Origin of the sequence: Nocardiopsis potens DSM 45234 (assembly GCF_000341105.1) — a bacterium.
Taxonomy (GTDB): Bacteria; Actinomycetota; Actinomycetes; order Streptosporangiales; family Streptosporangiaceae; genus Nocardiopsis_A; species Nocardiopsis_A potens.
The window spans coordinates 1-18,558 of sequence record NZ_ANBB01000036.1 but is presented as its reverse complement, the minus strand read 5'-3'; the positions used below and the strand labels follow the sequence as shown (position 1 = coordinate 18,558).

Below are 18,558 nucleotides of genomic sequence, written 5' to 3'. Positions count from 1 at the left end.
GCCCGGTGGCTCTTCCGCTAGAGGCGGCGCTTTCCGCTTTGTTGTGTCTCCACTTTATCAGGTCCGCTCGCCCCCGCCAAATCGGCGGGTTTCCGCTTTCCTGATCCGAAGAACCGACCATCTTTTTTCAAAAGAATTCAGGAACACCAATGGCGAACTCGAATTCGAATCGAAAGAACATGGACGACGCAGCGGCCGGAGCCGAGAGCGTCAGAGGATCTTCAGTCGAGGATCGGGGCCGACCGCCCACCCTGTCCGGGTGTTCGGGGCTCGGCGCCCGCACTGCCCTCCAGCGTACACCCCCGAAGCCTGTGCTTCGAACGGTTTTTCCGGAGAGCCGCCGCCGGATCCGGGCCGGCGGCCCGTTTCGTGGCGACCCGACCGACATTACCCGATGCTCCGCCCCGGTTCGACCCCGTCCGACCGTGGCCTGGGCCATATCGATTGCGGCACGAGCGGCCCCGCCCTCTGTTCCGCGGTGCGGAGGCGTGCCTACGCTCGCCCCGACGGCGCCGGACGGCGGGTGGGAACGGGCCCGGCAGAGCACACGGGCCCGGTCGTGAAGGAGGAGCCTGTGGCAGCCACCGAGCAGCGCAAGGCCACATGGAGACAGCTGGGGCCGGGGATCGTCGTCGCCGCGACCGGCGTCGGCGCCGGGGACCTGGTCGCCACGCTCATCGCCGGCAACCGGTTCGGCTACACCCTGCTGTGGGCGACCATCGTCGGCTGCATCGTCAAGATCGCGCTCGCCGAGGCGACCGGCCGGTGGCACCTGGCGACCGGGCGGACCATCTTCGACGGCTGGAGCAGCCTGGGCCGCTGGACCACTTTCTACTTCGCGCCCTACATCGTCATCTGGGGCTTCGTCTACGGCGCCACCGCGATGTCGGCGACCGGACTGCCGCTGGCCGCCCTGTTCCCGGTGCTCCCGCTGGAGGGGTGGGCGGTCATCGCCGGCCTCGCCGGGCTCGCCCTCGTCTGGTTCAACCGCTACGCCGTCTTCGAGAAGATCGTGACGGGGTTCGTCGGGCTCATGTTCGTGACCGTGGTCGGCCTCGCGATCTACGTCGGCCCGAACGTGCTCGAGGCGGTCAAGGGCCTGGTCCCGCTGCTGCCGGCGGGGTCGGCGTTCTACACCATGGGCCTGATCGGCGGCGTCGGCGGCACCATCACCATGGCCGCCTACGGCTACTGGGTGAACGCCAAGGGGTGGAAGGACTCCACCTGGATGCGCATGATGCGCCTGGACAACCGGGTCGCCTACATCACCACCGGTGTCTTCGTCATCGCGATGCTCATCGTCGGCGCCGAGCTGCTCTACGCCAGCGGGATCGCGCTGACCGAGGGCGACCAGGGGCTGATCCAGCTCGGCGAGGTCCTGGAGGAGCGGTTCGGGCCCTTCGTCTCCGTCCTCTTCCTGATCGGGTTCTTCGCCGCGGCGTTCTCCTCGATCATCGGTGTCTGGCACGGCGTCAGCCTGATGTTCGCCGACTTCGTGAACCACCTCCGCAAGCGCCCGAACCGCCCGGTCGCCGAGACCGAGCGCGGCTGGCCGTTCCGGGCCTACGCGCTCTGGCTGACCTTCCCGCCGATGCTGCTCCTGCTGCTCGGCCGCCCGTTCCAGCTGGTCATCGTGTACGGCGTGCTGGGCGCGTTCTTCATGCCGTTCCTGGCGTTCACCCTGATCTGGCTGCTGAACTCCTCCCGGACGCCGCGCGAGTGGCGCAACGGCCTGATCAGCAACACCGGCCTGACCATCGCCGGCGCGCTGTTCCTGGTGCTGTCCGTGCACGAGCTCTGGTCCACCTTCACCGGCGGTTGACCCGGGTCGGCCCGGGCCCCTGTCCCGGCCGGACCGCCCGCCGGGCCCCGCCCCCGCGACGACGCCGGGGGCGGGGCCCGGCGCATGGGCGGGGCCTGGGCCGGTCCGCGGCGGCGGCATGGGCCAGACTGGCGGTACGGCCCGGCGGTGCGGTCCGAGGGTGCAGCGCCGGCAGCGCCGCACCGCGAGTGAAGGAGCCCAGCCCGATGGCACGATCCGTCTCCGGCCGGCCGCGCCCCACCATCGCCGACGTCGCGGCGGCCGCCGGGGTCTCCCGGACCACGGTCTCGCACGCGCTCAACGGGATCGGCAAGGTCGACCCGCGCACCCGGGCCCGGGTCCGGGAGGTCGCCGCGGAGCTCGGCTACCGGCCCAACCTGCGCGCGCAGCGGCTGCGGCACGGGCGCGCGCAGACCCTGGCGCTGGCCTCGTCGATGCCGGTCGCGGTGGCCGGCGGGCCGTCCCGGCTCGGCTTCTACATGGAGGTCGCCGCGGCCGCGGCCGAGCGCGCGCTGATGCGGGGCTACGCGCTGGTCCTGGTCCCGCCGGTGGAGTCCGGCCCGGGGGTGGAGTCGGTGGACATCGACGGCGCGATCGTGGTCGAGCCGGAGGAGGACGACCCGGTGGTCCGGCTGCTGCGCGAGCGCGGCCTGCCCTACACCACCCTGGGGCGGCAGGTCGGCGGGGACGACTCCGCCGCGGTGGACCTGCACGGCGGCGCGGTGGCCGGGCTGCTCCTGGAGCACCTCCGCGAGCAGGGGGCGCGCCGCCCGGCGCTGATCACCGGGGAGGGCACCCGGCACTCCTACGTGGACGCCCGCGCCGCCTACCTGCGGTTCGCCGCGGAGCAGGGGTTCGAGCCGGTCGCGCCGGCCGCACCGGAGAGCGGCGGGGAGCAGGCGGGGTACGAGGTCTGCGCGCGGCTGCTCCGCGAGCACCCCGAGGTGGACGCGGTGTGCGCGCTGGTGGACGCGTTCGCGGTGGGCGCCGCGCGGGCGGCCGCCGACGCGGGGCGCCCCGTCCCGGACGGGCTGCTGCTGGCCACCCGGTACGACGGGCTGCGCGCCAAGACGCACCGCCCCCCGCTCACCTCGGTCGACCTGGGGCTGGGCGAGGCCGCCGGGGCCGCGGTCGACCTGCTGCTGAACCGGTTGGAGGGGGGCGGGGGGCCGGTCGCCGCGGCTCCGCTCCCCCGCCTGGTGCCCCGGGCCTCCTCGGTGCGCGGCCGGTCCCGGGCGGGCTAGACCCCGATCATCAGGACCACCCCCGACACCAGGGCGAAGGCGAGCACCAGCAGCCGCATCCGGCGGGTGTCGATCCGGTTCCGGACCAGTTGGCTGAGGAGGGCGCCGGCGACCAGCGGCGGCAGCATCAGCAGGACCGGGCCGAGGTCGGCGGTGCCGAGCCGGCCGTCCGCGGCGAGCAGCGCGAGCGAGGCGACCTCCCCCACCAGGAAGCAGAGCGCGACGGTGGCGCGCAGCTCGGCGGGCGGGCGGTGCTGGTAGACCAGGGCCAGCGGCGGGCCGCCGACCCCGGTGGCGGTCTCGGTCAGGCCGGTCACCGCGCCCGCCCCGATGAACGCCGCCCGCCCCGGGCGGAACCCGGGGGCGGCCAGGCTGGCCACCGCCGCCAGCACGGTGGCCGCGCCGACGAACAGGCCGAGGGCGTCCGCCGGGATCACCGCCAGCAGCAGCAGGCCGCCGGGGGTGGCGGCCAGCCGGGCCGCGCTGATCCAGCCGGCGCCGCGCAGGTCGATGGCGGACCGTTCGCGCCAGGCCACGTACAGGTTGAGCGGGATCATCGTGGCGAGCAGGAAGGCCGGCAGCAGGGCCGGTTCGATCAGGCCGGCCACCGGGGCGACGACCAGCGCGTAGCCGACCCCCGAGGCGCCCTGGACGAACGCGGCGACGGCCACGGCCGCGGCGAGCAGTGCCAGTTCCGCGCCGCTCACCGGGCGGCCCCGCGGGCCCGGTGCTCGGTGGAGACGGGGTGCGCGCGGGTGATCGGGGCGCGTTCGACGGCGGCCCGGCCCGCGGCGGCGGCGCGCTCCAGCAGGGCGCGGTCGTCCCAGTCGACCGGGCGGCCCCGCCAGAGCCGCAGCCGGCCGCCGACCGCGACCGCGGTGATCTGGTCCCGGTCGGCGGTGCGGACCAGTTCCCAGGGCAGGTCCCAGGAGGGGGCGAGCTCGGGTACCTCCAGGTCGACGAGGAGGAAGTCGGCGGCGCGCCCTTCGGCGATCTCGCCGGCGGTCCGGCCCAGGCCGACGGCGTCGGCGGCGCCCCGGGTGGCCCGCTCCAGCCAGGTCCAGCCGCCGCCGCAGGAGGAGTCCCCGGCGGCCAGGCCGTGTGTGAGGCGCTGCGCGGTCTCGGCCGCGTCGGCGAGGCGGAAGGCGTCGGCGCGGGTGCCGTCGGTGCCCAGCCCGAACCTGACGCCGGCCTGGTCGAGGGCGAGGGCGGGCAGCACCGCGTTCCCCTTCCAGGCGCTGGCCACCGGGTTGTAGGAGACGGCGGCGCCGCGGTCGCGGAGCAGGGCGATCTCGGCGGGGGTGACCAGGGTGGAGTGCGCGGCGAGGAGCTGGGGGCCGAGGGCTCCGATGCGGTCCAGGTGCTCCAGCGGGCGGGCGCCGTTGCGGAGCAGGGACCGCTCGACCGCGGCGAGGTGCTCGTTGACGTGGATCTGCACCACCGCGCCCGCCTCCCGGGCCAGCCGGGCGGTGTCGCGCAGGGTGCGCTCGGTGGCGGCCTCCGGGATGGAGATCGCCAGGGACGGGTGGACCAGGTCGTCGCCGTCGTAGCGGGCGAGGTGCTTCTCGGCGGCCTCCAGTGCGGCGCCGGGGCCGTCGTGGGTGCCGTCGGCGTCGTTGGCGACGGCGCCGAGCACCACCCGCAGTCCGGCGTCGCGCGCGGCCCGGGCCACCGGGTCCGGTCCGGCCGGGGAGCGGGTCCCGGCCTCGGCGACGGCGGTGAAGCCGCCGCGCAGCGAGCGCAGCGCGGCGAGCTTGGCGGCCAGGTAGGCGTCCTCCTCATCGAGGGAGCGCTCCAGGGGCTCCCAGACCCGGCGGAAGATCTCCGAGGGTTCGCCGTAGGCGAGGGAGGAGCCGAAGGACTGGGTGAGGTGGTGGTGGGCGTCGATGAAGCCGGGCATCAGCAGGTGGCCGGGGAGCGGGACGGGGCGGAGGTCGGGGCGGTCCCTGCGGAGCCGCTCCAGCGGGCCGACGGCGCCGAAGGCGGTGCCGTCGACCACCGCGCCGTGGCCGCGGACCGGTCCGGCGGGGAGCAGGAGCAGGTCCGGGGCGAGCAGCAGCGGCCCGGTGCCGAGCCGGTCGAGGGCGGTGCGGTCCATGGGGCTCTTCTCTATCTCGGGTTCAGTGCTTCTCGGGTTCGGCGGCGGGGCCCGCCGGCTCTGCGGCCGGCTCCGCGGTCGGTTCTGCGGCCGGGGCCGGGGAGCCGCCGGGGTGGCGGAACAGGACGTTGAGCAGGGCGGCGGTGAGCGCGCTGACCGCGACGCCGCTCTCCAGGAGGATGCGGGCGGTGGACGGGAGGGCGGCGTAGAGCCCGGGGACGAGGATGGGCAGCAGGCCCAGCGCGATGGCGACGGCGCAGATGAAGGTGGTGGTGTGGTCGTCGAGCGCGGCGCGGCCGAGCATCTGCACGCCGAGCACCACGATCACGCCGAAGACCACCACGGCGGTGCCGCCGACCACGGCCGAGGGGACCGCGTTGACCAGGCGGCTCACCGGGGCGAGGAAGCCGATCAGCACCAGGATCGCGCCGGCGGCGACGGTGACGTAGCGGCTGCGCACCCCGGTGACCCGGACGATGCCGATGTTCTCGCCGCTGGTGACCATGAGCGGCAGGCCGAAGAAGCCGCCGGCGAAGGAGACGACCGCGTCGCCGCGGATCGTCTTGGGCGCGTCGCGGCGGGCGTCCACGTCCTTGCCGACGGCCTCGCCGTTGATCACCGTCTGGCCGGTGGCCTCGGCCATCGAGGCCAGGCTGTACAGGAGCAGCGGGAGCGAGGCGAGCAGGCTGAACTCGGGGGCGCCGAAGGGCAGCGGGCGGGGCGCCTGGAGCAGTCCGCCGTCCAGGGTGCCGGAGAAGTCGGCGGCGCCGAGGGCGGCGGCGAGCAGCGCCCCGGCGACCAGGCCGAGCATGACGGCGAGCTGCCGCAGCACCCCGCGGAAAAGGCGGTAGAAGGCGACGGTGAGGCCGATGGTGGAGAGCCCGAGGACGAGGGCGGTCGGGTCGCCGAACTCCGGTGTGCCGGGTTCGCCGGTGATGAGCAGGGCGCCGACCTTCACCAGGTTGATCCCGACGACGACGATCATCGTGCCGATGACCAGGGGCGGGAAGAACCGGATCAGCCGGGTGAAGACCGGGAGGACCACCAGGTAGAACAGGCCGGTGAGGATGACGGCGCCGGTGGCGGTGGGCAGGCCGTGCTGCTGGGCGATGGCGGCGAACAGCACGACGGGGGCGCCGCCGGGGAGCATCACGAAGGGCAGCCTGGCGCCGATCTTCCACGGGCCCAGGGACTGCAGGATCGAGCCGAGGCCGGAGAGGACGAAGGCCGCGGCGAGCAGGTCGACGGTGAGTTCGGGGGTCAGGTCGCAGGCGGCGCTGATCAGGAAGACGCTGGAGATCGGGGTGGCCGCCATGACCAGGACGTGCTGGGCTCCGAAGAGCAGCATCCGGTGCACTGGTCGGTAGCGGTCCACGGGGTGGCGGTCGGTCTGGACGGTCACGTTGGCGCTCCCTTGTGCTGGGGGGGTGAGGAGGTGGCCAAATCGATTTGGCCATCAGTATGAGCAGGTGGAGCGCGATCGGTCAAGACGTTCTTCGTGCCTGCTGTGCCGCCGCCGGCGCCCCTCTGCCGATGATCTCGACGTTGCGGGGGTATCAGCGCGCTCTGATACCCCGCAACGTCAAGATCATCGCGGCGGGACGGCCGAGGGCCCCGTCCGCGGCGGTGCGGACGGGGCCCTCGCGAGCCGGATCGGGGCGGCCGGGTCAGCCGAGTCCGCGCAGGTGCGCGGCGAGGAGGCGGAACGCCTTGCCGCGGTGGCTGATCGCGTTCTTCTCCGCCGGGCTCATCTCCGCGGTGCTGCGCTCCTCGCCCTCCGGGACGAAGATCGGGTCGTAGCCGAAGCCGTTGGCGCCGCGCCGCCCGCGCAGCAGCCGGCCGCGCATGACGCCCTCGAAGACCTCTTCCCCTCCGTCCGGCAGGACCAGCGCCGCGGCGGAGACGAACTCCGCGCCGCGCCGCTCCTCGGGGGCGTCCGCGATCTGGTCCAGGACCAGGTCGAGGTTGGCCGCGTCGACGTCGCCGGAGGCCGCGCCGAACCGGCCGGACCAGCGCGCGGAGAGCACCCCGGGCATGCCGCGGAGCTCGTCCACCCGGAGCCCGGAGTCGTCGGCGACCGACGGCAGCCCGGTGTGCGCGGCGATGGCCCGCGCCTTCAGCAGGGCGTTCCCGGCGAAGGTCGGCTCGGTCTCGGCGACCTCGGGCGCGTCCGGGTAGCCGGACAGGTCGACCACCTCGGCGTCGACCCCGGCCTCGGCCAGGACCGCCTGCATCTCCGGGACCTTCTTGGCGTTGTGCGTGGCCAGGACCAGTTTCAGCAGGCTCATCCGGCCAGGGCCTTCTTCTGCAGCTCGGTCAGCTCGGTGCAGCCGCCCAGCGCGAGGTCGAGCAGGCCGTCCAGCTCCTTGCGGTCGAACGGCGCCCCCTCGGCGGTGCCCTGCACCTCGATGAACCGGCCGTCCCCGGTGGCGACGACGTTCATGTCGGTCCCGGCGACCGAGTCCTCCAGGTAGTTGAGGTCCAGCCGGGGCTGGCCCTGCACCACGCCGACGCTGACCGCGGCGACCGAGCCGGTGAGCGGGTTGTTCTTCAGGTTGCGCTTCTTGCGCAGGTACTTGACCGCGTCGGCCAGCGCCACGTAGGCGCCGGTGATGGCCGCGGTCCGGGTGCCGCCGTCGGCCTGGAGCACGTCGCAGTCGAGGGTGATGGTGTGCTCGCCCATCGCCTTGAAGTCGATCACGGCGCGCAGCGACCGGCCCACCAGCCGGGAGATCTCGTGGGTGCGCCCCCCGATCTTGCCCTTGACCGACTCCCGGGAGCTGCGGGTGTCGGTGGAGCGCGGCAGCATCGCGTACTCGGCGGTCACCCAGCCCTCGCCGGTGCCGCGGCGCCAGCGCGGGACGCCGTCCTCGACGGTGGCCGCGCACAGCACGCGGGTGTCGCCGAATTCGATGAGCGCGGACCCCTCGGCGTGGCGGAGCCAGTCGCGCGTGATGGTCACGGGGCGGAGTTGGTTCGGAGCGCGTCCGTCAGGTCGGGCCATGTCCGAAGACTATCGCCGGACGGGGTCCGGAGCGCCCCGATCCCGCCGGGCTCAGCCCATCGGCTGCTCGTGCCTGCCCTGCTGCCGCGGGGCCTGCGCCTCCGGCTTGGCGTGCGCCGCCTCCCGGCCCGCACCGTAGGCCGTCGCCTCCTCCTCTTCGGCCCTGCCGCCGGGCGCCGTGGCGGGCCAGCCCGCGGTCAGCCCGTAGACGGCCAGCACGTCGGCGGCCATGATCGCCAGCGACCAGAGCGGGAAGGCCGGCATGAAGAAGAACTGGAGGACCGCGTTGACCGCCAGCACCAGCACGCCCGCGGTGCGCGCCCACATCGCCCCGGTCATGATGCCGATGCCGCCGGCGAGCAGCAGCAGCCCCCACACCGTGAGGACGGTGCCCCAGAAGGCGAAGTCGAACACGAGGAGCCCGCCGTCGGCCACGGCGTAGAAATCGGGCCTGCCCATGCCGACGATGCCCTGGACGAGGTTGATCACACCGAGGGTGAGCAGCATCGTCGCGGAGAAGACCTGCCACCCGTGTGCGCTTCGCATGTTCATTTCCCACTCCTCTCCATCACCACGCCTTCACCATGCGCTCCGGGGCGGTGGCCTGCCAGACGGGAGCAGGAATGAAGCGGTAAAAGTCCGGTATGCCGCCCGGTGCGGTCAGGTCTCCGTTCGCTCACGTTCTGTGGGGGCGGAACCGGCGCCCGCCGGAAAGCTGGCACCATTGGGTTCCGGTTCCCCGGGCCGCCCCCATGGCCCCTCCAAGGCAGAGTCACCCCAAGGCAGAGGTCCCGGCAGATGAGTGCGCGTTCGATCGGTGCTGCGGCGGCTGCGTCCGCCGCCCTGCTGGTGCTGGCGGCCGCCGGCTGCGGCGAGGGCGCCGCCTCCGGCGGAGCGGGCGGGGGCGGTTCCGCCTCGGGGCCGCGCGCGGAGCCGTCCGCCTCGCCGGACCCGGTCTGGGAGCGGTTCGGCGGCGAGGCGCTCGCCACGCCGGAGGCCGAGGCGGCCACCGCGGACGACGCCGGGCCGCCGGAGCCGGCCGGCCCGGCCGAGGTGCCGGACCGCTGCGAGGACGCCGGGATCACCGCGGACCAGGAGGCCTTCACCGAGCTGATCGGGGATGACCCGCAGTTCACCGGGATCCGCTCGGAGCACGCGCTGGAGTGCTCCTGGGCCGGGTTCAGCGCCGCCGAGGGCAGCGAGGTGGTGATGGTGACGTTCTCCGCCGAGGGCAGCCGGGTGCAGACCGCCGGCGAGCCGCCCGAGCGGGCGGCCGGCGATCCGGACTACTTCACCACCCCGGAGGTGGCCGCGCTGGGCGGGGTGGGCGAGTGGCGGCCGGCCGAGCCGTTCTCCCGGGTGCTGCTGCACTTCCCCGGGCTGCTGGTCACCGTCTCGGCCAACTCCGAGCGGATGGCCGAGGCCGGGCCGGAGGTGGTGGAGGCGGCCGCCGGGAGCGCGGCCGCGGTGCTCGCCCCGGAGGACGGCGCGGAGCCGGCCGGGGACGGGGACGGGGAGGGCGGCGAGGAGGAGTAGGCCGGCCCTTCGGCTCCGGCCCGCGGGCGCGGCGGTCCCGGCGGTGCGGGGCCCGGGGCGCTCCGGTCCCCCGCGCCGCCGGGATCGCCGGGGCCGGGGCTCAGGCCGGGGACTGGGCCAGCGCCTCGGCGCCGATCCGGTAGACCGCGCCCGGGCGGGCCAGCTCGACCGGTCCGGAGTAGGCCGTGTGCGCCTCGCGCAGCGTGGTCTCGTCGTCGTTCCACGGCACCAGGTGGGTGAGGACCAGGCGCCGGGCGCGGGCGCGCTCCGCGTGCTCGCCGGCCTCGCGGCCGGTCAGGTGGACGTCCTTGGGGTTGTCGTGGTGGTCGTGGAAGGACGCCTCGCACAGGAACAGGTCGGTGTCGGCGGCCAGGTCGACCAACTGGTCGCAGGCGGCGGTGTCGCCGCTGTAGGTCAGGGTGGAGCCGCCGTGCTCCAGGCGGAGGCCGAAGGCGTCGACGGGGTGGTTGACCCGGGCGGTGCGCGCCGTGAACGGGCCGATCTCCCGGACCCCCGGGGCGAGCTCGTGGAAATCGAAGGTCTCCCGCATGCCGGGCTCGGGGTCGAGCCCGTAGGCCTCGGCCATCCGGTCGGCGACGCCGGGCGGGCCGTAGACCGGGATGCGGGGCTTGCGGCCGCCCTGCGGGTAGGTGCGGGCCACCCAGTAGGAGCAGAGGTCGAAGCAGTGGTCGGCGTGGAGGTGGCTGAGGTAGACCGCGTCGATCGCGTAGATGTCGGTGTAGTTCTGCAGGGCACCCAGCGCACCGTTGCCGAGGTCGAGGAGCATGCGGAAGCCGTCCGCCTCGACCAGGTAGCAGGAGGCGGGGCTTGCGGGACCGGGGAAGCTCCCGGAGGAGCCGATGATGGTGAGTCGCACGTCGCTTTCGCCTTTTCGGTGGGGTGCTCCGCGGAGGCCCGCGGCGGCGCGGTCGCAGCACGGGGCGGGTGCCTCCCTGTTCTTCGTGTTACGGGTCTACCCCAACGGCCGCTGCGGTGGTACCGATTGTGGCCCGCGTCTCACGCGGTTTGAATCACATGTGCACCGCTACCAGATTCGAACACACCACGTTTGCCCTGTTCAAGGCAGGCAAGTGCAATCAACGGCCATTTCGCGCCATTTGTCGGGACTGGGCCACCAGCCGCCCCTTCACATCCCACAACTCCACGTTCTCGTCGAACCATCCGCCGCCCGCCGCCAGGCATGTCGCCCGGAAGGCCAGCGGGCCGGGCGCGGGCAGCGCGCGCATGTGCCAGGTGAGCTCCACCGTGGGCGCCCAGCGCCAGGAGTCGAAGACCGTCACCACCGGGGGCAGCGCGTCCACCGCCATCGGCAGGAAGAGCGCCGGGTCGGCCGGGGCCCCGCCGTCCCGCTCGCTGAGCCGCAGGTGGCCGTCGAGCTCGGGGACCGGTTCGGGGTCCTCGCCGCGCAGCCGCCGCCAGGTGGACTCGGTGTAGAACTGGTCGACCCGGCCCGGGAAGCCGTCGGCGCCGGCCTTGCCACGGCGCGGGTCGTAGGCGCGGCAGCGGTCCGGCGGCGGCAGGTCCGGGGGCGCGGCCTCGTGCGCCGGCTCGCCGTCCGGCTCCAGTTCCGCCGCGGCGACGTGCCCGGTCACCAGCGGCCTGCCGCCCTGGAGCAGGGTGACCCGGACGGTGTCCACGGTCCGGCCGCTCTTCACCGGGACCGCCTCGACCTCGGCCGGCCCCGCGCCCGCGGGGCGGAGGAAGTGGTAGGAGGAGGAGACCGGGTGCGGGTGGGACGCCTCGGACAGGGCGGCCCGCTGCATGACGGCCATCAGGTAGCCGCCGTTCATCGCGGTGCCGATCAGGTACCCGGGGTCGAGGTCGGCGGCGTAGCGCCCGCCCCCGGGCAGGGCGCGGACCTCGGTGGCGGACTCGAAGCGCGTCATGGCCCCATTCAACCGAACCGGATTCCGGAGGCGCCGCCCGGCCCCTCCCCTCGGAGGCGGGGGCGGCGCCCCCGGATCAGGCCCACAGCTGGCCGTCGAGCCGCTCCTCGGCCTCTTCGAGGGTGCCCTCGTAGGCGCCGGTGGACAGGTACTTCCACCCGCCGTCCGCGATGACCAGGGCGATGTCGGCGCGCTCGCCGGCCTTCACCGCCTTGGCCGCCATGCCCAGGGCGGCGTGCAGCGCGCCGCCGGTGGAGATGCCGGCGAAGATGCCCTCCTTCTCCAGCAGCTCCCGGGTGCGGCGCAGCGCGGCGTCGGAGGGGACGGAGAACCGGGTGGTGAGCACCTCGGGGTCGTACAGCTCGGGCACGAAGCCCTCGTCCAGGTTGCGCAGCCCGTAGACCAGTTCGCCGTAGCGCGGCTCGGCCGCGACGATCTTGACGTCCGGGCGCTGCTCGCGCAGGTAGCGGCCGACGCCCATCAGGGTGCCGGTGGTGCCCAGGCCGGCCACGAAGTGGGTGATCTCCGGCAGGTCGGCGAGGAGCTCGGGACCGGTGGTCTCGTAGTGCGCGCGGGCGTTGGCCGGGTTGCCGTACTGGTACAGCATGACCCAGTCGGGGTGCTCCGCGGCCATCGCCTTGGCCACCCGGACCGCCTCGTTGGACCCGCCCGCGGCGGGCGAGGAGTGGATCTCCGCCCCCCACATCCGCAGCAGCTGGCGGCGCTCCTCGGAGGTGTTCTCCGGCATCACGCAGACCATCCGGTAGCCGCGCAGCTTGGCGACCATGGCCAGGGAGATGCCGGTGTTGCCGGAGGTCGGCTCCAGGATGGTGCGGCCCGGGGCGAGCAGGCCGTCCTTCTCCGCCTGCTCGACCATGTAGAACGCGGCGCGGTCCTTGATCGACCCGGTGGGGTTGCGGTCCTCCAGCTTGGCCCAGAGGCGCACCTCGGGCGAGGGGGAGAGGGCCGGCAGCCCCACCAGGGGCGTGCCGCCCAGCGAGTCGAGGAGCGAGTCGTAGCGCATGGCGGGCTAGCGCATGCCGCCGGCGACGGCGGGCAGCACGGTGACCGTGTCGCCGTCGGCCACCGGGGCCTCGATGCCGCCGAGGAAGCGCACGTCCTCGTCGTTCAGGTACACGTTGACGAACCGGCGCAGCTTGCCGCCGTCGACCAGCTTCTCGCCCAGGCCGGGGTGGCGGCGGTCCAGGTCGTCGATGAGCTCGCCGAGGGTGGTGCCGGCGCCCTCGACGGCCTTGGCGCCATCGGTCAGATTGCGCATGATGGTGGGGATGCGGACCTCGGTGGCCATGGGCTCTCTCTCCTCACAGGATGGGGCTTGCCGCCCGTTGACAACGGCGCGCGGGCGCCGGTGATTCCTCCGCGGGTCAGTACGCGTCGACGACCTCGACCGGTTCCTCGGTGACCTCCCCGTCGAGGATCCGGTAGGACCGGAACTCGATGTCCTCCGGGCCCGCCTCCGGGTCCCGGGTGGAGACCAGCACGTAGTGCGCGTTCGGCTCGGAGGCGTAGGAGATGTCGGTGCGCGAGGGGTAGGCCTCGGTGGCGGTGTGCGAGTGGTAGACGACCACCGGTTCCTCGTCCCGGTCGTCCATCTCCCGCCAGACCTTCAGCTGCTCCATGGAGTCGAAGCGGTAGAAGGTCGGCGAGCGCTCCGCGTTGGCCATCTCGACGAACCGCTCGGGGCGGTCGGAGCCCAGTGGGCCGGCGACGATGCCGCAGGCCTCGTCGGGGTGGTCGCGGCGGGCGTGCGCCACGATCCGGTCGCGGATCTCGCGGTTGATCCTCAGCATGCCAGCCAGCGTAGCCGAGAAATTTTCCCTACCCACTCACTGGGTATGGGTTTGTGCTCCAGGTCTCGCCGCTACCCGCGCCGCGCGCCCATCAGCGCCTGGACCAGGGTCTCCTGCACACCGCCGAGCCAGTCGTAGATGTGCGCGGCGGCCTGGTCGGACGCGTCCTCGATGCGCACCCGGGTCTCCCCGTCCTCCTCGGCCGCCTCCAGCCGGGTGCCCAGCGCCAGCCGGACGTCGTTGAGCGCCTTCAGCCACGCGTGCGCGTCCCCGGTGTCCAGCACCAGCTCGCCGCCGCCGGGCGGCAGCGAGGCCAGGGCGGCCGCCATCGCCTCGGCGTTCTCCCGCTTGTGCCGGCGCAGGTCGCCCTCGGTGTAGCGGCGGAAGTCGGCGGCGGCCTCGGTGTCGCCCTCTTCGGTGTAGGCGTCCGGGAGCAGCCGGGCCAGCACCGGGTCCTCCGGCCGCTCCGCGCTGCCGGAGATGCCGACCAGGGCCTCCAGCGAGTCGGCTCCGCCCTCGCCGCCGTCCTCGGCCGGCCCGAGCAGCTCCAGCACCAGGGAGGCCATCGAGTGCAGCACCGCCGCCTCGTCCGCGTCCAGCCGGATGCCCACGCCGCCGCGGACGGCCCGGAAACCGCTCGTCATCAGGTGTCCCGCTTCAAGGTCGCCCACAGCCCGTACTGGTGCAGGATGTTCACGTCGCGCTCCATCTCCTCGCGGGTGCCGGTGGAGACCACCGCGCGGCCCTTGTGGTGCACGTCCAGCATCAGCTTGTGCGCCTTGCGCTTGGAGTAGCCGAAGACGGTCTGGAACACGTAGGTCACGTACGACATCAGGTTGACCGGATCGTTCCAGACGATCGTGACCCAGGGCACGTCGGGCCGGACGTCCTCCCGGGTCTCCGGCCGTTCGAGCTCGACCGGTGCCGGTGCCGTCGGCATGGGTGGCCCACCTCTCCGCTCGATCCGTCGCCGTCCCCATTGTCCCATCCATCACAGGGGCTCTCGGCCCGCTGCGGCGGTGTGCTGCTCCCCCTATTTTGTTCCTCTCAGACACAAACTAGTCTGAATACCCATGACCGACCACACCGCCGCTGGTGCGAGCAGCGCGCTCCTCACCGACCACTACGAGCTCACCATGCTGGAGGGGGCGCTGCGCAGCGGAGCCGCGCACCGGCGCACCGTCTTCGAGATGTTCGCCCGCCGGCTGCCCGAGGGGCGCCGCTACGGCGTCGTCGCCGGGACCGGGCGGTTCCTGGACGCGCTGCGCGACTTCCGCTTCGGCACCGAGGAGCTGGACTACCTCGCCGACGCCCGGGTGGTCGACGAGGCCACCCTGGAGTGGCTGGCCGACTACCGCTTCTCCGGGGACGTCTGGGGCTACGGCGAGGGCGAGTGCTACTTCCCCGGATCGCCGATCCTGGTGGTGGAGGGCACCTTCGCCGAGGCCGTGGTGCTGGAGACGGTGGCCCTGTCCATCTACAACCACGACACCGCGATCGCCTCGGCGGCCTCCCGGATGGCGACCGCCGCGCACGGCCGCCCGCTGATCGAGATGGGCTCCCGGCGCACCCACGAGGAGGCCGCGGTGGCCTCCGCCCGCGCCGCCTACCTCTCCGGCTTCGCCACCACCTCCAACCTGGCCGCCGGCCGGCGCTACGGGGTGCCCACCGCCGGCACCAGCGCGCACGCCTTCATCCTGGTGCACGACAACGAGCGGCACGCGTTCCGCTCCCAGCTGGACGCGCTGGGCTCCGGCACCACGCTGCTGGTGGACACCTTCGACGTGGAGCGGGCGGTGCAGGCCGCGGTGGAGCTGGGCGGCACCGGCCTGGGCGGGGTGCGCATCGACTCCGGCGACCTGGCGCCGACCGCGGCGCGGGTCCGCGAGCAGCTGGACCGGCTCGGCGCCTCCGGCGCCCGCATCGTGGTCACCGGCGACCTGGACGAGTACTCCATCCAGGCGCTGGCGATCGCGCCGGTGGACGGCTACGGGGTGGGCACCTCGCTGGTCACCGGGTCCGGGGCGCCCACCGCCTCGCTGGTGTACAAGCTGGTGGCCCGGTCGCACGGCAGCGGCCCGGCGGCGCCGCTGGAGCCGGTGGCCAAGCGGTCCGTGGGCAAGCCCAGCAAGGGCGGGCGGAAGTGGGCCGCGCGCACCTACGACGAGGCCGGCACCGCCACCGCCGAGGTGGTCTTCGACCACGAGCCCCCGCAGCGCCCGTTCACCCGGCCGCTCCTGCGCCGCCTGGTCGCCGGCGGCGAGATCATCGGCGCCGAGCCGCTGTCCGCGGCCCGCGAGCGGCACGCCGCCTCGCTGGCCGAGCTGCCCGCCTCCGCCCAGCAGATGTCGAGGGGCGAACCCGCCCTGCCGACCCGCTTCGAGCAGCGCGTCGGCGTGTGAGAGGAGAACGACCGTGAAGGCGCTGATCGTCGTGGACCTGCAGAACGACTTCTGCGAAGGGGGGAGCCTCGGGGTGCGGGGCGGGGCGGAGACCGCGCGCGCCGTCTCCGCGTTCCTCGCCGAGCACCGGGCCGACTACGACCGGGTGGTGGCCACCCGCGACCACCACATCGACCCGGGCGGCCACTTCTCCGATGAGCCCGACTACACCGACAGCTGGCCGCCGCACTGCGTCGCGGGCACGCCGGGGGCCGCGTTCCACCCGGAGTTCGACGCCTCCGCCGCGGAGGAGGTGTTCAGCAAGGGCGCCTACACCGCCGCCTACAGCGGCTTCGAGGGCTCCTCCGAGGGCGGGGAGGGGCTGGAGGAGTGGCTGCGCGCCCGCGGCGTGACCGAGGTGGACGTGGTGGGCATCGCCACCGACCACTGCGTCCGGGCGACCGCGGAGGACGCCGCGGCGGCGGGCTTCGCCACCCGGGTACTGCTCGGCCTGACCGCGGGGGTGTCCCGGGAGACCACCGACGCCGCCCTGCGCCGGCTGGCCGGGAAGGGCGTCGCCCTGGAGGGCACCCCGGTCGTCGCGGCCTGAGGGGCCGGAGGCCGAAGGGGGGGTGCCGCCGGCGGCGGCACCCCCCCTTGCAGGTCCGCGGTCAGGCGATGCCGATGGCGGAGCGGACCCGGGCCAGGGTGGCCTGGGCGCGCTCGCGGGCGCGGGCGGCCCCGTCGGCGAGGATGGAGTCCAGCTCGCTGTCCGGCTCGATCAGCGCGTCGTAGCGCTCGCGCATCGGGCCGAAGGTCTCGTCGAGCACCTCGAACAGCTCGTTCTTCAGCTCGCCCCAGCCCATGCCGCCCTGCTCCAGGCGCTTGCGGGCGGCGGCGGTGCGCTCCGCGTCGGCGAAGTGCGAGAGCAGCTGGAAGACCGCGGAGGAGTCCGGGTCCTTGGGCGCCTCGACCGGGGTGGAGTCGGTGGGGATCCGCCGGACCAGCTTCTTCAGCTTGTTCGCCGGCAGGAACAGCGGGATGTGGTTGTCGTAGGACTTGCTCATCTTGCGGCCGTCGATCCCGGGGAGCATGCTGCCCTCCCCCTCGGGGTAGGCGCCCTGCGGGATCGGGAAGGCGTAGGACGAGCCGTAGAGGTGGTTGAACGAGCCCGCGATGTCGGCGGTGTACTCGATGTGCTGGCGCTGGTCCCGGCCGACCGGGACCACGTCGGCGGCCATCACCAGGATGTCGGCGGCCATCAGGATGGGGTAGTTGAACAGCCCCATGTTGACCCCGGCGTCCAGGTCCTCCACCCCGGCCTCGGCGTTGCGGTCCCGGGCGGCCTTGTAGGCGTGCGCCCGGTTCATCAGGCCCTTGGCGGTGACCGAGGACAGGATGGTGGCCAGCTCGAAGACCTCGGGGACCGCCGACTGCCGGTAGAGCAGGGTGCGCTCGGGGTCCAGGCCGCAGGCGAGCCACGTGGCGGCGACCGACCGGACGTCGTGGCGGAGCTTCTCCGGGTCCTTGACCGTGTTGAGCGCGTGGTAGTCGGCGAGGAAGTACAGCGTGTCGTTGCTCGCCGCCGCTTCCAGGGCGGGCTTGATCGCGCCGACGTAGTTGCCGAGGTGCGGCATGCCGGACGTCTGGATGCCGGTCAGGTAGGTCTTGGTCGCTGCCATGGCCCCGATTCTATCGAGCCGGGTTCCCCTGCCGGCCGCGGAAGGCGTGCCAGTGGTCGCCCATCCGGTCCGCCTGCCCCTGGGTGAACTCGCGCAGGCACGGGTCGTCGCTGTAGTTCATGAAGTTGCGCACCGGGTCGGTGCCGGGCTTGTCCGCGCAGGTGTCCCGGCCCACCGGGCAGCCGCTGGACTGCTCCCGCTCGTAGGGGGTGTCCTCCACGTAGTCGCCCGGGTGGGAGCAGCCGTTCTGGAAGGTGTGGAACAGCCCGAGCCAGTGGCCGGTCTCGTGGGTGGCGGTGTGGCCGAGGTCGAAGCCCTTCCGGCCGCCGCCGGGCACCGTCCGGTAGTCCACCACGACCCCGTCGGCCTTCGGGTCGGTCCGGTAGTCCTGCGGGAAGGTGGACTGGCCCAGCACGCCGGCGCCCATGTCCACGGTGTAGATGTTCAGCGTCTCCGGGCCGCCGCGGCGCAGCTCGGCCTTGGCCTTCGCCTCGTTGGCCTCGAAGGAGCCGAACCAGGCGTCGTCGCCGGTGCGGGTGACCTCCCGCAGCTCGAACCGGAAGCCGGTGTCCACGCCGGCGTAGCCGCCGCCGAAGCCGCGGTTCATCACGTCGATCTGCTCGCGGACCTTGTCGTCGGAGACGTCGCCGGTGCCGTCGGCGGCGGTGATCACGTGCAGCGCGACCGGCACCGTCACCGGCCCGTCGCCCCGGTGCGGGACCCGGGCCTCGCGGAGCATCCGCTCGTACTCCGCGGCCTCGGCCGGGCTGATGCCGTGGCTGTCGCGGACCGTCCCGGGGCCGGTGCGGCGCTCCGCGCCGGGCCCGCACTCCTCGGCGGCGGCCGCCGGGGTGCGCTCGGGCGGGTCCTCCGCGGAGGAGGCCGCCGCCGCCAGCAGGCCGGCGAGGGCCGCCGCGCAGGCCCCCGCCCCGGACCAGATACGCCACGCCGTTCCTTTGCCCATGGTCACCCAATGTAGTCGAGTGACGACGTAGTGCATATGAACGGCGCGCCCCCGTTCGCCGGTTTCTTCCCCTCCCGGGTTATTTCCCGCCGGTGGCCCAGGCCCGGAT

Annotated in this window: 20 protein-coding genes; 5 read left to right on the top strand and 15 right to left on the bottom strand. The window is 73.8% G+C overall.

The window, feature by feature from the left end; genetic code table 11:
• Positions 1-574: 574 nt before the first annotated feature.
• Entirely contained in the window at positions 575-1,822 is a 1,248-nt protein-coding gene (locus D459_RS0113980) for an Nramp family divalent metal transporter (RefSeq protein WP_017593637.1), read from the top strand.
• Positions 1,823-2,028: 206 nt separating this feature from the next.
• The gene (locus tag D459_RS0113975; protein ID WP_017593636.1) at positions 2,029-3,066 is read left to right on the top strand and encodes a LacI family DNA-binding transcriptional regulator; all 1,038 of its coding nucleotides are present in this window, start codon (positions 2,029-2,031) and stop codon (positions 3,064-3,066) included.
• Here D459_RS0113975 and D459_RS0113970 read toward each other — a convergent pair.
• From D459_RS0113970 to D459_RS0113945, 6 genes are all read right to left on the bottom strand, one after another.
• Complete coding sequence (locus tag D459_RS0113970; RefSeq protein ID WP_017593635.1) at positions 3,063-3,773, bottom strand: sulfite exporter TauE/SafE family protein; 711 nt, start codon at positions 3,771-3,773, stop codon at positions 3,063-3,065. The genes D459_RS0113975 and D459_RS0113970 overlap by 4 nt on opposite strands.
• Positions 3,770-5,164: an amidohydrolase family protein gene (locus D459_RS31590; RefSeq protein WP_017593634.1), complete on the bottom strand. Its 1,395-nt coding sequence runs from the start codon at positions 5,162-5,164 to the stop codon at positions 3,770-3,772. Before D459_RS31590 ends, D459_RS0113970 begins: the two co-directional genes overlap by 4 nt.
• A gap of 22 nt (positions 5,165-5,186) precedes the next feature.
• Positions 5,187-6,566 carry a uracil-xanthine permease family protein gene (locus D459_RS31585; RefSeq protein ID WP_017593633.1) on the bottom strand — a complete coding sequence of 460 codons (1,380 nt, stop codon included), beginning with the start codon at positions 6,564-6,566 and terminating at the stop codon, positions 5,187-5,189.
• Between the two features lie 265 nt (positions 6,567-6,831).
• Positions 6,832-7,443 carry an RdgB/HAM1 family non-canonical purine NTP pyrophosphatase gene (rdgB, locus tag D459_RS0113955; protein ID WP_026120373.1) on the bottom strand — a complete coding sequence of 204 codons (612 nt, stop codon included), beginning with the start codon at positions 7,441-7,443 and terminating at the stop codon, positions 6,832-6,834.
• A gap of 5 nt (positions 7,444-7,448) precedes the next feature.
• Positions 7,449-8,168, bottom strand: coding sequence for a ribonuclease PH (gene rph / locus D459_RS0113950; protein WP_081620561.1), 720 nt, complete (start codon positions 8,166-8,168; stop codon positions 7,449-7,451).
• 51 nt (positions 8,169-8,219) lie between these two features.
• Positions 8,220-8,720, bottom strand: coding sequence for a DUF7144 family membrane protein (locus D459_RS0113945; RefSeq protein WP_017593630.1), 501 nt, complete (start codon positions 8,718-8,720; stop codon positions 8,220-8,222).
• Positions 8,721-8,966: 246 nt separating this feature from the next.
• On the opposite strand from D459_RS0113945, the gene D459_RS31580 reads away from it, so the two are divergent.
• The gene (locus D459_RS31580) at positions 8,967-9,704 is read left to right on the top strand and encodes a hypothetical protein (RefSeq protein ID WP_193790249.1); all 738 of its coding nucleotides are present in this window, start codon (positions 8,967-8,969) and stop codon (positions 9,702-9,704) included.
• A 100-nt stretch (positions 9,705-9,804) separates the two neighbouring features.
• On the opposite strand, the gene D459_RS0113935 is transcribed toward D459_RS31580, so the two are convergent.
• The 7 genes from D459_RS0113935 to clpS all read right to left on the bottom strand — a co-directional run bounded on the left by D459_RS0113935 (position 9,805) and on the right by clpS (position 14,362).
• Positions 9,805-10,581, bottom strand: coding sequence for an MBL fold metallo-hydrolase (locus D459_RS0113935; protein ID WP_017593628.1), 777 nt, complete (start codon positions 10,579-10,581; stop codon positions 9,805-9,807).
• Between the two features lie 220 nt (positions 10,582-10,801).
• Positions 10,802-11,611: a thioesterase family protein gene (locus tag D459_RS0113930; RefSeq protein ID WP_017593627.1), complete on the bottom strand. Its 810-nt coding sequence runs from the start codon at positions 11,609-11,611 to the stop codon at positions 10,802-10,804.
• A gap of 76 nt (positions 11,612-11,687) precedes the next feature.
• Positions 11,688-12,635: a PLP-dependent cysteine synthase family protein gene (locus D459_RS0113925; RefSeq protein ID WP_017593626.1), complete on the bottom strand. Its 948-nt coding sequence runs from the start codon at positions 12,633-12,635 to the stop codon at positions 11,688-11,690.
• 6 nt (positions 12,636-12,641) lie between these two features.
• Complete coding sequence (locus D459_RS0113920) at positions 12,642-12,920, bottom strand: MoaD/ThiS family protein (protein ID WP_017593625.1); 279 nt, start codon at positions 12,918-12,920, stop codon at positions 12,642-12,644.
• A gap of 76 nt (positions 12,921-12,996) precedes the next feature.
• The gene (locus D459_RS0113915; RefSeq protein ID WP_017593624.1) at positions 12,997-13,422 is read right to left on the bottom strand and encodes a Mov34/MPN/PAD-1 family protein; all 426 of its coding nucleotides are present in this window, start codon (positions 13,420-13,422) and stop codon (positions 12,997-12,999) included.
• Positions 13,423-13,493: 71 nt separating this feature from the next.
• A complete protein-coding gene (locus D459_RS0113910) occupies positions 13,494-14,066 on the bottom strand; it encodes a DUF2017 domain-containing protein (protein ID WP_017593623.1) in 573 nt (190 codons plus the stop codon).
• Positions 14,066-14,362 carry an ATP-dependent Clp protease adapter ClpS gene (gene clpS / locus D459_RS0113905; protein WP_017593622.1) on the bottom strand — a complete coding sequence of 99 codons (297 nt, stop codon included), beginning with the start codon at positions 14,360-14,362 and terminating at the stop codon, positions 14,066-14,068. The genes D459_RS0113910 and clpS overlap by 1 nt, the downstream gene beginning before the upstream one ends.
• Positions 14,363-14,495: 133 nt before the next feature.
• On the opposite strand from clpS, the gene D459_RS0113900 reads away from it, so the two are divergent.
• Both D459_RS0113900 and pncA read left to right on the top strand, forming a co-directional pair.
• The gene (locus tag D459_RS0113900) at positions 14,496-15,824 is read left to right on the top strand and encodes a nicotinate phosphoribosyltransferase (RefSeq protein ID WP_017593621.1); all 1,329 of its coding nucleotides are present in this window, start codon (positions 14,496-14,498) and stop codon (positions 15,822-15,824) included.
• A 13-nt stretch (positions 15,825-15,837) separates the two neighbouring features.
• Positions 15,838-16,413: a pyrazinamidase PncA gene (gene pncA / locus D459_RS0113895; protein WP_017593620.1), complete on the top strand. Its 576-nt coding sequence runs from the start codon at positions 15,838-15,840 to the stop codon at positions 16,411-16,413.
• Positions 16,414-16,474: 61 nt separating this feature from the next.
• On the opposite strand, the gene D459_RS0113890 is transcribed toward pncA, so the two are convergent.
• A complete protein-coding gene (locus tag D459_RS0113890; protein WP_017593619.1) occupies positions 16,475-17,485 on the bottom strand; it encodes a tryptophan--tRNA ligase in 1,011 nt (336 codons plus the stop codon).
• A 10-nt stretch (positions 17,486-17,495) separates the two neighbouring features.
• Positions 17,496-18,449, bottom strand: coding sequence for a zinc metalloprotease (locus D459_RS0113885; RefSeq protein ID WP_017593618.1), 954 nt, complete (start codon positions 18,447-18,449; stop codon positions 17,496-17,498).
• Positions 18,450-18,558: the final 109 nt, after the last annotated feature.

What these genes read in the sequence shown, in the direction of transcription:
- D459_RS31580 (WP_193790249.1), top strand. Translation starts at nt 8,967, where the DNA reads ATGAGTGCGCGTTCGATCGGTGCTGCGGCGGCTGCGTCCGCCGCCCTG.
- D459_RS0113910 (WP_017593623.1), bottom strand. Translation starts at nt 14,066, where the DNA reads ATGACGAGCGGTTTCCGGGCCGTCCGCGGCGGCGTGGGCATCCGGCTG.
- D459_RS0113885 (WP_017593618.1), bottom strand. Translation starts at nt 18,449, where the DNA reads ATGGGCAAAGGAACGGCGTGGCGTATCTGGTCCGGGGCGGGGGCCTGC.
- D459_RS31590 (WP_017593634.1), bottom strand. Translation starts at nt 5,164, where the DNA reads ATGGACCGCACCGCCCTCGACCGGCTCGGCACCGGGCCGCTGCTGCTC.
- D459_RS0113915 (WP_017593624.1), bottom strand. Translation starts at nt 13,422, where the DNA reads ATGCTGAGGATCAACCGCGAGATCCGCGACCGGATCGTGGCGCACGCC.
- D459_RS0113945 (WP_017593630.1), bottom strand. Translation starts at nt 8,720, where the DNA reads ATGAACATGCGAAGCGCACACGGGTGGCAGGTCTTCTCCGCGACGATG.
- rph (WP_081620561.1), bottom strand. Translation starts at nt 8,168, where the DNA reads ATGGCCCGACCTGACGGACGCGCTCCGAACCAACTCCGCCCCGTGACC.
- D459_RS0113920 (WP_017593625.1), bottom strand. Translation starts at nt 12,920, where the DNA reads ATGGCCACCGAGGTCCGCATCCCCACCATCATGCGCAATCTGACCGAT.
- D459_RS0113900 (WP_017593621.1), top strand. Translation starts at nt 14,496, where the DNA reads ATGACCGACCACACCGCCGCTGGTGCGAGCAGCGCGCTCCTCACCGAC.
- D459_RS0113890 (WP_017593619.1), bottom strand. Translation starts at nt 17,485, where the DNA reads ATGGCAGCGACCAAGACCTACCTGACCGGCATCCAGACGTCCGGCATG.
- D459_RS0113930 (WP_017593627.1), bottom strand. Translation starts at nt 11,611, where the DNA reads ATGACGCGCTTCGAGTCCGCCACCGAGGTCCGCGCCCTGCCCGGGGGC.
- D459_RS0113975 (WP_017593636.1), top strand. Translation starts at nt 2,029, where the DNA reads ATGGCACGATCCGTCTCCGGCCGGCCGCGCCCCACCATCGCCGACGTC.
- D459_RS0113925 (WP_017593626.1), bottom strand. Translation starts at nt 12,635, where the DNA reads ATGCGCTACGACTCGCTCCTCGACTCGCTGGGCGGCACGCCCCTGGTG.
- clpS (WP_017593622.1), bottom strand. Translation starts at nt 14,362, where the DNA reads ATGCCGACGGCACCGGCACCGGTCGAGCTCGAACGGCCGGAGACCCGG.